Source organism: Streptococcus timonensis (assembly GCF_047460355.1).
Taxonomy (GTDB): domain Bacteria; phylum Bacillota; class Bacilli; order Lactobacillales; family Streptococcaceae; genus Streptococcus; species Streptococcus timonensis_A.
Genome location: NZ_JASHGL010000003.1, coordinates 286,846 through 300,487, shown reverse-complemented (window position 1 = coordinate 300,487; position 13,642 = coordinate 286,846). Strand labels below are relative to the sequence as shown.

Annotated in this window: 15 protein-coding genes; 6 read left to right on the top strand and 9 right to left on the bottom strand. The window is 37.8% G+C overall.

The features are described 5' to 3' along the window. The first annotated feature begins 67 nt into the window (after nucleotides 1–67). Both QM941_RS06670 and QM941_RS06665 read left to right on the top strand, forming a co-directional pair. Complete coding sequence (locus QM941_RS06670) at nucleotides 68–1,552, top strand: DUF1846 domain-containing protein (RefSeq protein WP_414339855.1); 1,485 nt, start codon at nucleotides 68–70, stop codon at nucleotides 1,550–1,552. 196 nt (nucleotides 1,553–1,748) lie between these two features. Next, nucleotides 1,749–3,221 carry a M protein trans-acting positive regulator PRD domain-containing protein gene (locus QM941_RS06665; RefSeq protein ID WP_414339854.1) on the top strand — a complete coding sequence of 491 codons (1,473 nt, stop codon included), beginning with the start codon at nucleotides 1,749–1,751 and terminating at the stop codon, nucleotides 3,219–3,221. A gap of 54 nt (nucleotides 3,222–3,275) precedes the next feature. On the opposite strand, the gene QM941_RS06660 is transcribed toward QM941_RS06665, so the two are convergent. From QM941_RS06660 to QM941_RS06630, 7 genes are all read right to left on the bottom strand, one after another. Further along, a complete protein-coding gene (locus tag QM941_RS06660; protein WP_414339853.1) occupies nucleotides 3,276–3,407 on the bottom strand; it encodes a hypothetical protein in 132 nt (43 codons plus the stop codon). A gap of 18 nt (nucleotides 3,408–3,425) precedes the next feature. Next, a complete protein-coding gene (gene glmS / locus QM941_RS06655) occupies nucleotides 3,426–5,234 on the bottom strand; it encodes a glutamine--fructose-6-phosphate transaminase (isomerizing) (RefSeq protein WP_414339852.1) in 1,809 nt (602 codons plus the stop codon). A 251-nt stretch (nucleotides 5,235–5,485) separates the two neighbouring features. Then, nucleotides 5,486–5,776, bottom strand: coding sequence for a DUF5960 family protein (locus QM941_RS06650; RefSeq protein ID WP_414339851.1), 291 nt, complete (start codon nucleotides 5,774–5,776; stop codon nucleotides 5,486–5,488). Then, nucleotides 5,769–6,131, bottom strand: coding sequence for a hypothetical protein (locus QM941_RS06645; RefSeq protein ID WP_414339850.1), 363 nt, complete (start codon nucleotides 6,129–6,131; stop codon nucleotides 5,769–5,771). Before QM941_RS06645 ends, QM941_RS06650 begins: the two co-directional genes overlap by 8 nt. Further along, nucleotides 6,128–7,543, bottom strand: a complete 1,416-nt coding sequence (locus tag QM941_RS06640) for a Y-family DNA polymerase (RefSeq protein WP_414339849.1) — start codon at nucleotides 7,541–7,543, stop codon at nucleotides 6,128–6,130. Before QM941_RS06640 ends, QM941_RS06645 begins: the two co-directional genes overlap by 4 nt. Before the next feature lie 3 nt (nucleotides 7,544–7,546). Next, a complete protein-coding gene (locus tag QM941_RS06635) occupies nucleotides 7,547–8,233 on the bottom strand; it encodes an XRE family transcriptional regulator (protein WP_414339848.1) in 687 nt (228 codons plus the stop codon). Nucleotides 8,234–8,379: 146 nt separating this feature from the next. Then, complete coding sequence (locus QM941_RS06630; protein WP_414339847.1) at nucleotides 8,380–8,892, bottom strand: GNAT family N-acetyltransferase; 513 nt, start codon at nucleotides 8,890–8,892, stop codon at nucleotides 8,380–8,382. 125 nt (nucleotides 8,893–9,017) lie between these two features. Here QM941_RS06630 and QM941_RS06625 point away from each other — a divergent pair, with 125 nt between their 5' ends. Then, entirely contained in the window at nucleotides 9,018–9,149 is a 132-nt protein-coding gene (locus QM941_RS06625) for a hypothetical protein (RefSeq protein ID WP_414339846.1), read from the top strand. A gap of 40 nt (nucleotides 9,150–9,189) precedes the next feature. On the opposite strand, the gene QM941_RS06620 is transcribed toward QM941_RS06625, so the two are convergent. After that, the gene (locus QM941_RS06620; protein WP_414339845.1) at nucleotides 9,190–10,110 is read right to left on the bottom strand and encodes a DUF6287 domain-containing protein; all 921 of its coding nucleotides are present in this window, start codon (nucleotides 10,108–10,110) and stop codon (nucleotides 9,190–9,192) included. 128 nt (nucleotides 10,111–10,238) lie between these two features. Here QM941_RS06620 and QM941_RS06615 point away from each other — a divergent pair, with 128 nt between their 5' ends. From QM941_RS06615 to QM941_RS06605, 3 genes are read left to right on the top strand one after another with little or no spacing between them, the layout of a single operon-like run. Next, the gene (locus tag QM941_RS06615) at nucleotides 10,239–10,796 is read left to right on the top strand and encodes a YqeG family HAD IIIA-type phosphatase (RefSeq protein ID WP_414339844.1); all 558 of its coding nucleotides are present in this window, start codon (nucleotides 10,239–10,241) and stop codon (nucleotides 10,794–10,796) included. Further along, a complete protein-coding gene (locus QM941_RS06610; RefSeq protein ID WP_414339843.1) occupies nucleotides 10,780–11,616 on the top strand; it encodes a VanW family protein in 837 nt (278 codons plus the stop codon). Before QM941_RS06615 ends, QM941_RS06610 begins: the two co-directional genes overlap by 17 nt. Before the next feature lie 60 nt (nucleotides 11,617–11,676). Beyond that, a complete protein-coding gene (locus QM941_RS06605) occupies nucleotides 11,677–12,342 on the top strand; it encodes a hypothetical protein (protein WP_414339842.1) in 666 nt (221 codons plus the stop codon). Nucleotides 12,343–12,682: 340 nt separating this feature from the next. Here the strand turns inward: QM941_RS06605 and QM941_RS06600 are convergent, their stop codons facing one another. Beyond that, nucleotides 12,683–13,630, bottom strand: a complete 948-nt coding sequence (locus QM941_RS06600; RefSeq protein ID WP_414339841.1) for an AEC family transporter — start codon at nucleotides 13,628–13,630, stop codon at nucleotides 12,683–12,685. Nucleotides 13,631–13,642: the final 12 nt, after the last annotated feature.

The window sequence follows — 13,642 nt, the reverse complement described above, 5'->3', positions numbered from 1 at the left end:
TTATTTCGAACCTCCGTTGTTTCTTATCTTCTATTTTTTTTATATAATAGAGGTCAGAGGTAAAAAAATGAAAAAACAAGCTTTTAGTTCTGAACAATATTTAAATCTACAACGCGACCATATCTTGGAGCGCATCAACCAATTTGACGGCAAACTCTACTTGGAGTTTGGTGGCAAAATGCTAGAAGATTTCCACGCTGCTCGTGTCCTTCCTGGATATGAACCAGATAACAAAATCAAACTCTTACAAGAATTGAAGGAGCAAGTTGAGGTTGTTATCGCTATTAACGCTAGCAATATCGAGCACTCAAAAGCTCGTGGAGACTTGGGTATTTCTTATGACCAAGAAGTTTTGCGTTTGATTGACAAATTTAACGAATTAGAGATTTTTGTCGGTTCAGTCGTCATTACTCAATATGCAGGCCAACCGGCAGCTGATGCCTTCCGCAACCAGTTAGATAAAAACGGGATTGATTCCTATCTTCATTATCCAATTAAAGGATACCCGACTGATATGGACCACATCATTTCTCCTGAAGGTATGGGGAAAAACGACTATATCAAAACTAGTCGTAATTTGATTGTCGTGACTGCTCCTGGGCCTGGTTCAGGTAAGTTGGCAACTTGTATGTCTAACATGTACCACGACCAAATCAATGGTATCAAGTCTGGTTATGCCAAATTTGAAACCTTCCCAGTTTGGAACCTTCCACTTCATCATCCAGTCAACTTGGCTTATGAAGCTGCTACAGCAGACCTAGATGATGTCAACATGATTGACCCCTTCCACCTTCAAACCTACGAAAAAACAACCGTCAACTACAACCGTGATATTGAGATTTTCCCTGTTCTTAAGCGCATGCTTGAACGTATCTTAGGGAAGTCTCCTTATGCATCTCCAACGGACATGGGTGTTAATATGGTTGGTTTTGCTATCATTGATAACGATGCGGCCATCGAAGCATCCAAACAAGAAATTATCCGTCGCTACTACCAGACAGTCCTTGATTTCAAGGCTGAAAAAGTCGTCGAAACTGCCGTTAAAAAAATCCAATTGCTCATGAATGACCTTGGCATCACACCAGCTGACCGTAAGGTTGCTGTTGCCGCACGTCAAAAAGCGGAAGAAACAGGTGGTCCGGCTCTAGCTTTGGAACTCCCTTCTGGTGAAATCGTTACTGGTAAAAACTCTGAACTCTTTGGCCCAACTGCTGCTGCCTTGATTAACGCCATTAAGATGTCAGCTAACATTGACAAAGAAACTAAGTTAATCGAACCCGAGGTGGTTAAACCCATCCAAGGTTTGAAAATCAATCATCTGGGCAGCCGTAATCCTCGCCTTCACTCAAACGAAATCCTTATCGCCCTTGCCATTACAGCCATGGAAAATCCAGATGCTGACCGTGCAATGAAAGAACTTGGAAACCTCAAAGGTAGTGAAGCACATTCGACTATTATCTTAACGGATGAAGACAAAAACGTCCTCCGTAAATTGGGCATTAACGTTACCTTCGACCCATATTACCAGTACGATCGTTTATATCGAAAATAGACTCGCAAAGTCATTCTTTCAAGTTTTAATCTCTAAAGGTTAGGTTTTAATATCTAGCCTTTTTAGAATATTTCGCCTAAAAACAAGTACTTTCATGTTAGATTTATTTTTATTTTTTTGATATTCTCGTGATATAATAAGAAAAATCGCAAATAATATTTATACAAAACTCAATTTATTACAGGAGTTTATTTCTATGAGAGAATTACTGACTCAGAAAGAACAAAGACAATTAGACATTTTGGAATACCTATTCGAAAATCCAAACTGGATTCATCTCGATGAGCTATCCAAAATTATTGGTTACAATGCCCGTATTATTAAGAATGACATAAAAGAAATACGCCATATTTCTCCAGATTTCCTCATCCAATATTCCACAGCTGGAATTATGTTAGTGAATGAAAAAAATATTGGTATAGAGCAAATTTATCGATATTTTTTACAAACATCTGATTATTTCAATATTTTAAAAGCATTTTTCTTCCTAGAAGAACCCTTTACTTACGAACACTTGTTGCAATCATTGGATATTTCGCTGCCTTCCCTAAGAAAAAAAGTAGCAGAGATTAATAGAATTCTTCATGGAAATTATAGATTTAAATTAAAAGTGACACCCACTTCAATCATTGGAGACGAAAAAGATATTCGCTTTTTCTTTTCTCAATATTTCCACGAAACATACGGCTTCTTTCATTGGCCTTTTTCAAATTTCAAGGAAGAGGATTTAGAAAATCTTATTTCTTTCTTTTTGGACTTAACAAAATTTCCGGCCAAATATCAGAATCTTTATCAAATTAAAATGCAAACCGCTGTCGCTCTGCATCGTATAAAAACCGGCTATAGCAGTAATTCAACAGCAAACTCCATAGGTAAACACCGGATCTACAATCAACTCAATAATTTTAAAAATCAATTAAAAGACCTGTCTCTAAACTTTGGACTCGAATTATCTCCTATAAATATTGAAGAAATTTTTGACTCCTACACACAAACAGAATTTTTCTTCACAATAGAAGAATTTCTTGAAGCTAGAAAAACCAGTAAAAAGATTGATCGTTCCTACCATACCGCTCGAGATGTTCTCGACAATCTAACTAGACAATTCGAGATACAATTTTCAAATACTGATGAGTTAATTTGGCATCTACACAACACTGCTTTACTGGAACGAAGAGAAATCAACTCTGAATCCATTATTTCACATAATAAATCTTATACCCTTACGAAAATTCAAAAGTTCTTCCCTAATTTTTATGAGGCAACTGTCATTGAAATGATGAGATATAAGAATAGTTTAAAACAAAAAGAAAAATCACGTAATGTGGTTCATCTCGTCTATACGTTTTTTACTCACGCCGAAGGACTCATCAATCAACTATTTGAACGAAAAAAGAGAATCAAAGTACTGGTTTTAAGTGAATACGACTTTGCTCATCCTCGTTTTCTAATTTCTCTTTATCAATTTCATACATCTAATAATATCCAGTATGAAACATGGGATAAACTAACTTTAGACGTTAACGAAATTAAAGAAACAGATTACGATGCCATTATAACAAATTTCGATATCAATGGTGTAGACAATAAAAGAATTATCAATATTAGTCGAATGCCTGTTTTGCAAGTTGTTAATGAGCTAAATAAGATCTCTATTCAAGATTTATAATAAAAAACTCCTGGAAAATATCTAGGAGTTTTTTTATTTTTTCTACCTTGCTAGTTATTCAATATAGAGGATCTTGTCCCTGATGACTAACTTTGTCTGGTCTGTGATTTCTTGATTTTCTAAGGTTAGGATGATTTGTCCTTTCTCATTCAAAGCATACAAGGATTCATCTTTATAAGCAAACAAGACAACACCTTCTGTTTTTTATTCTACCGTTACAGACTTAGCAAGGTTCCGTGGTTTGTCCACATCAAGGCCACGGTGAAGGGTTGCAAAGTAAGCAACTAGTTGCGTTGGTACCACCAGGGAGATTGGCGAGAGGTAAGGGTGGACCGTTGTAAGGACGATGTCGTCTGTATCTTTAGCAACATTTTCTTCTGCAATGGTAAGGACCTTAGCGCCACGCGCTGCCACTTCTTGGATATTTCCACGAGTGTGGTTGGCAAGGACTGGGTCTGACAAGAGAGCTAAAACTGGTGTTCCATCTTCAATCAAGGCAATGGTTCCGTGTTTGAGTTCTCCTGCCGCAAAACCTTCACATTGAATGTAAGAAATCTCTTTGAGTTTGAGACTGGCTTCCATGGCTACATAGTAATCTTGACCACGTCCGATGTAAAAGGCATTGCGTGTTGTTTCAAGAAGTTCACGAACCTTACTATCAATTAATTCTTTTTCTGAAAGGGTTGATTCGATAGACTGAGCTACGATAGACAACTCGTGAACCAGGTCAAAAGCTTGAGCTTTATCATTCCCATTTGCTTCACCAACCGCTTTTGCAAGAAAGGCAAGGACTGCGATTTGCGCAGTATATGCCTTGGTTGATGCTACGGCAATTTCAGGTCCTGCATGAAGCAACATGGTATGGTTGGCTTCACGAGAAAGAGTTGAACCTGGAACATTTGTAACAGTCAAGCTTGGAATACCCATTTCATTGGCCTTGACCAAAACCTGACGGCTATCAGCCGTTTCGCCAGACTGACTAATAAAGATGAAAAGTGGTTTCTTGCTGAGAAGAGGCATCCCATAGCCCCACTCAGATGAAATACCGAGTTCAACTGGCGTATCTGTCAATTCTTCCAACATCTTCTTAGAAGCAAACCCTGCGTGGTAAGAAGTTCCAGCTGCAAGGATGTAGATACGGTCTGCCTCTTGAACAGCCTTGATGATAGCTGGGTCTACCACTACTTGACCAGCCTCATCTGTGTAAGCTTGGATCAACTTACGCATCACCGTTGGTTGCTCATCGATTTCCTTGAGCATGTAGTAAGGATAAGTTCCCTTACCGATATCTGACAAGTCAAGTTCAGCAGTGTAGCTAGAACGCTCACGACGATTGCCATCATAGTCTTGAACTTCAACGCTATCAGCTTTCACGATTACCAACTCTTGGTCATGGATTTCCATGTATCGGTTAGTCTCACGAATCATGGCCATGGCGTCTGAACAGACCATGTTATAGCCTTCTCCAAGACCAATCAAGAGTGGTGATTTGTTCTTGGCCACATAGATGACATCTGGATTTTCAGAGTCGATCAAGGCAAAGGCATAAGAACCACGGATGATATGAAGGGCTTTTTTGAAGGCTTCAAGAACTGATAAGCCGTCTTCTTCGGCAAATTTTCCAATCAAATGTACGGCGATTTCTGTATCTGTTTGCCCCTTGAAGTTGTGTCCTGCAAGGTATTCTTCCTTAATTTCAAGATAGTTTTCGATTACCCCATTGTGGACCAAAACAAAACGTTCAGTTTCAGAGCGGTGTGGGTGAGCGTTATCTTCTGTTGGTTTTCCGTGAGTGGCCCAACGAGTATGTCCGATACCAGTTGTCCCCTCAACTCCAGCCGTCTTAGCAGACAATTCTGCGATACGACCAACTGCTTTCACCAAATGGCTTTCAGCACCACCTAGAACAAAAATTCCCGCAGAATCATAACCACGGTATTCGAGTTTTTCAAGTCCTTGAATCAAAATATCAGTTGCATTTGTGTTTCCAACAACACCAACAATTCCACACATAGTATATACGACACAGACAAACTGTGCTTTCTCCTTATCGAAATTGGTATAGTCTGATTTTCTGTTTTTAGAATCAGTGAAAACAGTATATACTTGTTTCTTTCACTTGTCAAGAATAAAAATTGGTATAGCTCAATTGTTTTTAAACCGCAAACAAAAAACCATTCAAGAAATAGCTCTTGAACGGCTAGAAATTATAGTTGTTTGCAGTGTTATTATTGCAACAAATATATCTAAGGTAAGAATTTTTACTAATGATTTCGCCCCAGCCCAAGATAGGTATAGGTTCGAGTACATGGACAATCTTTTTCTATCTTCACTCTAAAATAAAACCGCTGTTCCCTACCGTCCTTGGCATTTTCCTTGTTCAAGACAAAGTAGTCCTTTTGGTTAATGGCCATGGTTCGTAGAATATCATCAATCAAGAAAGTCAGGGGTACATTCATGGCAGAGTATTTTTGAAAATCTTCCTCAAAACGGATGTAATCATCTGAGAAGTAATCCATCTGCAGTTTGTTTTCATATAACTCTTTTCTAGTCATCAACTTCCTCCTGACAAAGTTGGATTGTGAGAATATCATCTACCCTTATTAATCGATAGCCTTCATCGGTTCTAACCGAGATTTCTTGAGGAGATAATTCTCTTACTTCACCCAATATCGTGCTTTTATGATTTTTCCCCTTGACCATAAAAGAGCCTTTTAGTCGTCCCACGTAGAGCTGGGAAAGTAGCAACAACTTCTCGACTGGATTCAAATCTGTTGATACATCGACGCGATTTTTTTCTGCACTGAGTGAACTGGTATGCTCTGATAGAAAAAAGCCCATCCACTTCTGCATGCCTGGATCTTGATAGTCCCTCGCGGATTGGAAGGGCAAATAAGAGCGATCAATCATTTTAGTCCATCTAATCCTCCAGCAGAGTGCCCTCCGATCAGCTTACTTCTGGCAAAACTTCTCGATGCATCCTCTAAGGCAGTCGCCTTCAAAAGCGAAGTAAAGCCGAATTGTTCTCGAATGGAATCAATGGCAGTCTGGAGCCTTTCTTCTTTTTCTACTTTATCAACATCATCAAAAAGAGAAATCAACGCAAAGGATTCGTCCACAAATCCTGAATAACTAATGGCAACACTTCTGACAGCCCCAGAAGTATATTTGCTATGGAACAATTTCAGTACATAACTGACTAAAAGACCGGTACTATTGGTCGGCTCCACCTTCATCTGGGTATGGATGGAGTGTTTTTGTTCCTGCTTAGAAAAACCAAGATGAATAGACACCACTGTCGTCTTCTTCCTGGCCCGTCGAAGCCTGATAGCCACCTGCTCAGCCATCTCTCGAAGGATAATTTCGATGTCTCGCTGCTTGACATAATCTCTCGGTAAAATTTGTGAATTGCCTAAGCCGTGAGATTTGGCTTTATAGGGCTTGTGAACATTACTCTCATCTATTCCATTGGCATGAAACCACAAGCGAAGTCCAGCTTGGCCAAGTTCCTTCTTCAGGACATCAGGATTGCTATTGGCTAATTCCTTAATCGAATAGATTTCCAAGCTATTCAAGCGCTTCTCCATCCGATGCCCAATCCCCCAAAAGTCGGTCATCTTTGGAATGGACCAGACCTTATCTTCCACATCCTGATAAGACCAATTGGCTCGCATGGTCGGTGTGTGCTTGGCTTCATTATCCAAGGCTAACTTAGCAAGCAGAGGATTGGCATTAGACATGCCGACTGTCGAGTAAATCCCGGTCTGGCGCCAGATATCTCTCTGGATCCGAGCAGAAAGCATATCTAGCTTATCTTTGCGAGAAATTTGCTGATCCGGGACAAAATAATTGAGCGAACTGGTTAGATCAATAAATCCTTCATCAATTGAATAAGGATAAATATCATCTGGACTACCATAGTTCTGAAAGATTTCTTGGATTTCTAGATTGACTGCGATATACTTATCCATCCGAGGAGGGACAATGACAGTCACCCGAGCCCAGTCTTCGATAAATTTCACATAGTCTGGGTCTGTCCGTAAGCCTTGTTTCTTAGCATTGTAGTAGGAAAATTTACGCGTCTTGATATCAAAGGGCAGGTCATAGGCACGACCAACATTTGCTTTCCCAAAGACCTTTTTAAAGATAGGCGAGGAGGCAAGAATAAGTCCAACAGAATTATCCGCCCGACTCATAACACAAAGGGAGGTTTTGAGAGGATGGAGTCCTCTTTCCACACACTCAACACTGGCATAAAAGGACTTCATATCGACAAAGGCAATATCACTTTTGGGCTCTCTGGAATAATCAAAGTAGCCCATAGGCTATCCCTCCATGGGTACGAAATTGCCCACGATAATACCCACAATCCGCGGATCTTCTTCGTAAGAGATGTGAATATCCTTGTATTTAGGATTGATGGAAACCAGACGCAAACCATCCTCTTCTCGATAGACCCGTTTGATATAGGTCTGATTGTTGCAGACCACTGCATAGACAGCACCGTCGTAATCAAATCCGGTCTCTCGAATCAGAGCCACGGAACCATTTTGATATTTGGGTTCCATGGAATCTCCAGACACCCAGGAAGCAAAATCGTGAGCCAGTTCTTCATTGAAATAAACCGTATCAAAGTTGCGATCGTCATAAACCGAAGCTCCGATACCAGCTGACATACGTTCATAGACATGATACTCAAAAAGTTTTTCTGAAATAAGCGTCACCTTCTTGGCTTGTTCTTCTTGGGCCAGATTACGAGCATAGACCACTACCTTCTCTTTCCCTTGATTAGAGAGGCTATTATAAAGACGGACAATTTCGATTTGGGTGAAATAGCCTTTTGGTACTTTTAAAAGATTTTCTAACTGGCTAACCTTTTCTTCGGAAGGTTCCTTGACTCCACGTTCCCAAGCTGAATAAGCCTGAAAACTAATGCCAAGTTGCTCTGCAATCTCTTTCTGTGTTAGCTTTAGCTCTTTTCTCCGAGCCTTAAGTTTTTCTGGTTGGTACATGATTTACCTCCTAGCATGATGTTTTCATCGTAGGTTGACTTTATTTCAAAAATTCAACCATTTTGGTTTAATTTTATTATATAAAAAAAGTAGACGAATGTCTACTAGGAATGTTGAGTTTTGGCAAACGACTGGTAATGATGATGCTATAGATTCCTTATCTCAAATACTGCCGTATGAATCCACTCGTTATTCATTTGAAAGTCATTTTCTATGATTTTACTAAAGGTGAAACCATTTTTCAAAAGCACTCTCTGAGAGGCCTGATTGTCCCTTGCCGTTCCTGCAATGATTTTATGTAAACCATAAGTAGTAAAGGCCTTTTCTAAAACGAGTTTAACTGCTTCGCTTGCATATCCTAAATTAGTAACATTTTCTCCAATCCTATATCCAAGTTCTGCTATTTTTCTATCCTTCCCTAAAACACTTAAATTGATTCTTCCGACCATAATACCTTGTGCATCTCTAATAAGATGCATGTAGACATCATGGTTCTCTTGTTCCCTTAACAATTCCCTTGTAAGTTCTTTAAAACCTTCTGAATCAAAATAGGTAGCTGGTCTAGGAGGTAAACTTCGCTCAAAATACTCCCGATTTTCTTTTTCAAAAGAATAAATATCTATACTATTTTCTTCAGACATCAACTCTAAACTTATCATTGTAAATCACCTCCTATCATTCTATAAATTCAAATGTACTCATGTTCACACAAAGTGACATTTACAGAATTTACAGAGATATCTTAATTTATTCATATCGTATTTACATTATAACACAACATACTATGAAGAAAAATAAGATCCGTCAAGGTCCTCATAAATTCCAACATCTTGCTAAACAGGCTGGAACGCCTATGGAAGCTATTTTTAAACCCTACTTGCTTCATCTTCATAAAATGATCATGACTTACAAATAAAGAAGAAAACCATCTCAAATTTGATGAGATGGTTAATCATTTAGTCTACTTTATAAAAAACTTGTTCCGAACTAGTTGGAGCAGCTTGACCAGCAATAAGCCTATTTTTACTTAAATCAGAATCTACCCAAGTAATAGTAGTTCCAGCAGGATAAATACTCATTCCATACCCTGTAAAACCAGATCTAATGCTGAATTCAATCGTTCCATGGTTACCCATGCTCACTTTCTCAATATTTCCACTGTTTACTAGTCCATTTTTATCGAATGTAAACTCTTGCCCAAGTCCATTTCTCCATGTTCCAACTAGAGTAGAGAAATCTCCATTTAGAATGGCTTGCTTATCTATTTTTTGTGATTCAGCATTCGTTTGCTCTTCTTGTGTCGAAGGTTTTTCCTCCGTAGTCGTACTACTATCTTGGGTAGTCGTTAAACTAGTGCTCGTTGTAGTTGTTGTACTAGTCGTTGTCGTACTAGTAGTAGAAACTTGTTCTGTTGTAGTACTTACTGCCTCTGTATCTTGCTTCTTATGATTAAAGAAGAAGATAAAACTAGTCAGCACTATAGGAATTAAGGAACATGACAAAAGCAACAGCCAGTTGATACCTTTTTCTTTCGATCGTAGAACAATCATTTCATCAGCATCCTGATAAATCTCAACCAATTCATTTAATTTAGGTTGAAAATTCAGCTCACGAATTGGAATAAGTAGTTCATCCCCTGTATTCAGCTGTATTCTAACAAGCCCATCTTCAATGCTAATGATCTTATGCTTAGGTTTATAAGTAAAAGCAACATTTTTAGCTTCAAGTTTTACAACTAGATCCTCATAGACATGAACAATATCCCCGATTTTGGGCTCGAATTCACAATTTTTAATAGCAGACTTTTGAAAACTTCCATTATTATAACCGATATAAACAGTATCTTCAGTTCTTTTAATTATCTTTCCTATTTTCATTTCTAACACCTTTATATTTTTAATTATATCATATGAAGCTTAAAAGCCAAACTCGGCTACTTCTAGACTGGTTGACCTCCCGAAGCATATGTGCTAGAATTATTAATATATAAATACAACGAGAGGCTATGCACTATATGTTCCCATTTATGCCTGCAGCAAGGGCAAAAACCGTCTTTGATATTCCCTATCAAAGATTATATCAAATTGGTTTTAAAGGATTAATTTTCGATATAGATCAAACTCTTGTGATGCATGGCGCTCCTGCAACAGAACAGGTTATTGAACTTTTCCAAAAACTGAAAGACCTTGGTTTCCATCTCTTTCTTTTGTCAAATAACGACGAAGAAAGAATATCCAAATTCAATCAACATCTTGCCGTCCCTTATATTCCTATATCAGAAAAACCCAATCCAAAAAACTTCATAAAAGCTCTTGAAATTATGAATCTAGAGTCTTTTGAAACAGTGATGATTGGAGATCAACTTTTTACAGATGTGTTAGGTGCTAGCCGAGCTAATATACCTACTATCTTAGTTGATTTTTTATATGATCCTAAAGAGGGAGGAATTGGTAAAAAGCGATGGGTGGAAAAACTTCTACTATTGACTTATCCTCTTTTAAGACAAAAAAATACAAATCTAGATTTACTCAAGAAGGAGAATCCACATGGTTTTTTGGAATAAAGATCTTTTATTTTGTGAGATTAGTCCCACCACATATAAAATTTCTCTCAAGAAAGAAAATCTCAAAAGACATATTCAAAATTTCAAGCAAGGTAAAAAATTTTCAAAAGTACGTCAAGAAAAACTTCTACCTAACTTGGTATCATCATACTCTACTCAGTTAATAAAACACGGCCCAGGTATTGATATCAACCTTCAAAAAGGGAAAGCAACTAATATTCAAATTGCAGCCCAAACTTTAAATCATATTATGATTTATCCTGGAGAAGAATTTTCTTTTTGGAGCTTAGTTGGAAATATAACAAAGAGAAAAGGATACCAAGAAGGACGAGTAATTGTCAACGAGAAAGTACAATCTGGCATTGGAGGAGGTCTATGCAATTTAGCTAACCTACTTCATCTTTTAATTGTTCATAGCCCTATGGAAATTACGGAATTCCATGCTCATTCGGATGCACTGGATCCAGACAAGGACACACGAAAACCGTTTTCTAACGGAACATCTGTTCAATATAATCATCAAGACTATCGTTTCAAAAATAACACTGAACAAGTCATTCAGCTACGAATATGGGTGGAAAATGAAATTCTGTTTGGAGAATTACGTAGCGAATCACAATTCCCCTTCACTTATCAAATTGTTGAAGAAAATCACCACTTCAAAAAAGAAGGAGGTCATTACTATCGTAACTCTTTGATTTATCGTGAAAAACTGGACCGTATCACTGAACAGACTTTGGAAAAAGAGCTTGTTCTGAAAAATCATTCAAAAGTAATGTATGATCCTGATCTTATCCCTAAAGAAATGATTAAACAATAATCTGAATCCTTTTATTGTCCAATCTATAGTATTCAGATTAAAAGTTAAAAAGGAACTTTTATGAACTCACCTAAATTAATTGTTATGCTGACGCATAATGATCACACTATTGAAAATGCACGTGACATCTTCGAAGCATGTAAGAATTCTAAGGCTCAATGTTGGGGTTTTAAAGAAAGACCTCTCCCAATTTCAGAAATGAAGGCTCTATTTTCAGAAATGAAGGCTTGTGGTAAAACTACTTTTCTTGAAGTTGTTGAGTATGATGAAGAAAGTGGACTTCGCGGTGCACAGATTGCAAAAGAATGTGGGTGTGATGTGTTGATGGGAACAGTTTTCTTTGATTCTATCAACCAGTTTTGCAAAGATAATCAAATCAAATATATGCCATTTGTTGGCCAAATTACTGGACGTCCATCTGTTCTTGAAGGTTCCATAGAAAGTATGATTGCACAAGCGAGAGAATACCTTGAAAAAGGTGTCTACGGTATCGATTTGCTAGGTTATCGATACACTGGTGATCCAGTAGCATTGAGTAAAGCTTTTGTCCAAGAAATTCAAGCACCAGTTTGTTTAGCTGGAAGTATTGATTGCTATGATCGTTTGGATGAAGTAATGGAAACGAATCCATGGGCCTTTACAGTTGGCAGTGCATTTTTTGAAGAAAAATTTGGATCTGATATTCATGAGCAGATTAATAATGTTTGTGATTATATAGGTAGATAATTTAAAATAGATTTTCAGAGTGAATTTACCCTCCAGAAATTAGATTTTTATATCTGATTTTTGGAAGGTAATTTTTTTTACTCCGATAATTCCATTATTATAATTCTAAACTAGCAATCATCAAAAAAACACCCCATGGTGTGAACCATGAAGTGTTGTAAATGCTGTATTGTAGCTGGTTCTTAACGTTTAGAGAACTGGCTAGCTTTACGAGCTTTCTTAAGTTCTGCTTGGAAACACTTCTATTTGAATAAGTTTCAAAATGCGCTTAATAGGAATTTATATATCTAAAATAGGGAAATTTCTTAACGCAAAACTTTCAATCCTATCCTCTTCCTTCTTATCCTAATAAAGTTTGTATTATTGGAATAACAACGATAAATAGAACCGTACTTAGAGTCACTACATTCGTAGAGAATTCCACATCTCCTTTTCCCTGATTAGCAAGGATTGGGAGAACAGCCAAAGCTGGTGTAGCGGACTGAATCATAAAGGTCTTAAATTCTACTGTGGCCATATTTGGTGCAAAGAACTTCAATACAAGAAGCATGATTAGAGGAGCTAGGATAAAGCGTCCAACTAAAGTGACAATTGTATCTTTATCAAAAGTAATAGTTTTCAAGCCTGCCTTTGCAAGAACGATACCAATATAAATCAGAGATAGGGGAGTGACGATATTTCCAACATAAGTTAAGGTATTCGTTGCGAAATCTGGAATAGAGATTCGGAAAATCAAAAACAGCAGAGCCACAAGAAAACCTACAAGCGGAGCTGGTAGCAATTTCTTCCAGTCAAATTTACTTGTCTCCTTGCTTTGACCCGATTTACTGTCACTCGTCATCAAATACACGCCCAATGTCCAGGTGGAAATCGTGTTGGTGATATAGTAAATCAAGAAATAAGGAAGAGCCTGATCCCCAAAAAGAGCAACGTTTAAAGGTAAACCAATAAAAATAGTATTGGCATTCACAAAGGTATTAATCATGGTTCCTCGCCGTCCTGGACGAACCTTGAAAACCATAACTGCAATATAAGCTACAATATAGCCCAAGATAAAGGCCACAAATGTATAAAGGAGACCTCCAGAAAGACTGATTAGTTTATCTAGTGTTAGGTATTTCATTACCGACACAAAGATTGACGCTGGCAAGGCTACATTCATGATCAAACGAGATAGGTTAGGTCCAAAGGCATCTCCAAACCATCCCTTCACCTGAAGAATATACCCCAAAACAATAATAGCGATAATCGGAATGATACTCGTAATCGAGGTTAAAAAGAGTGACATAGGTATCCTTTC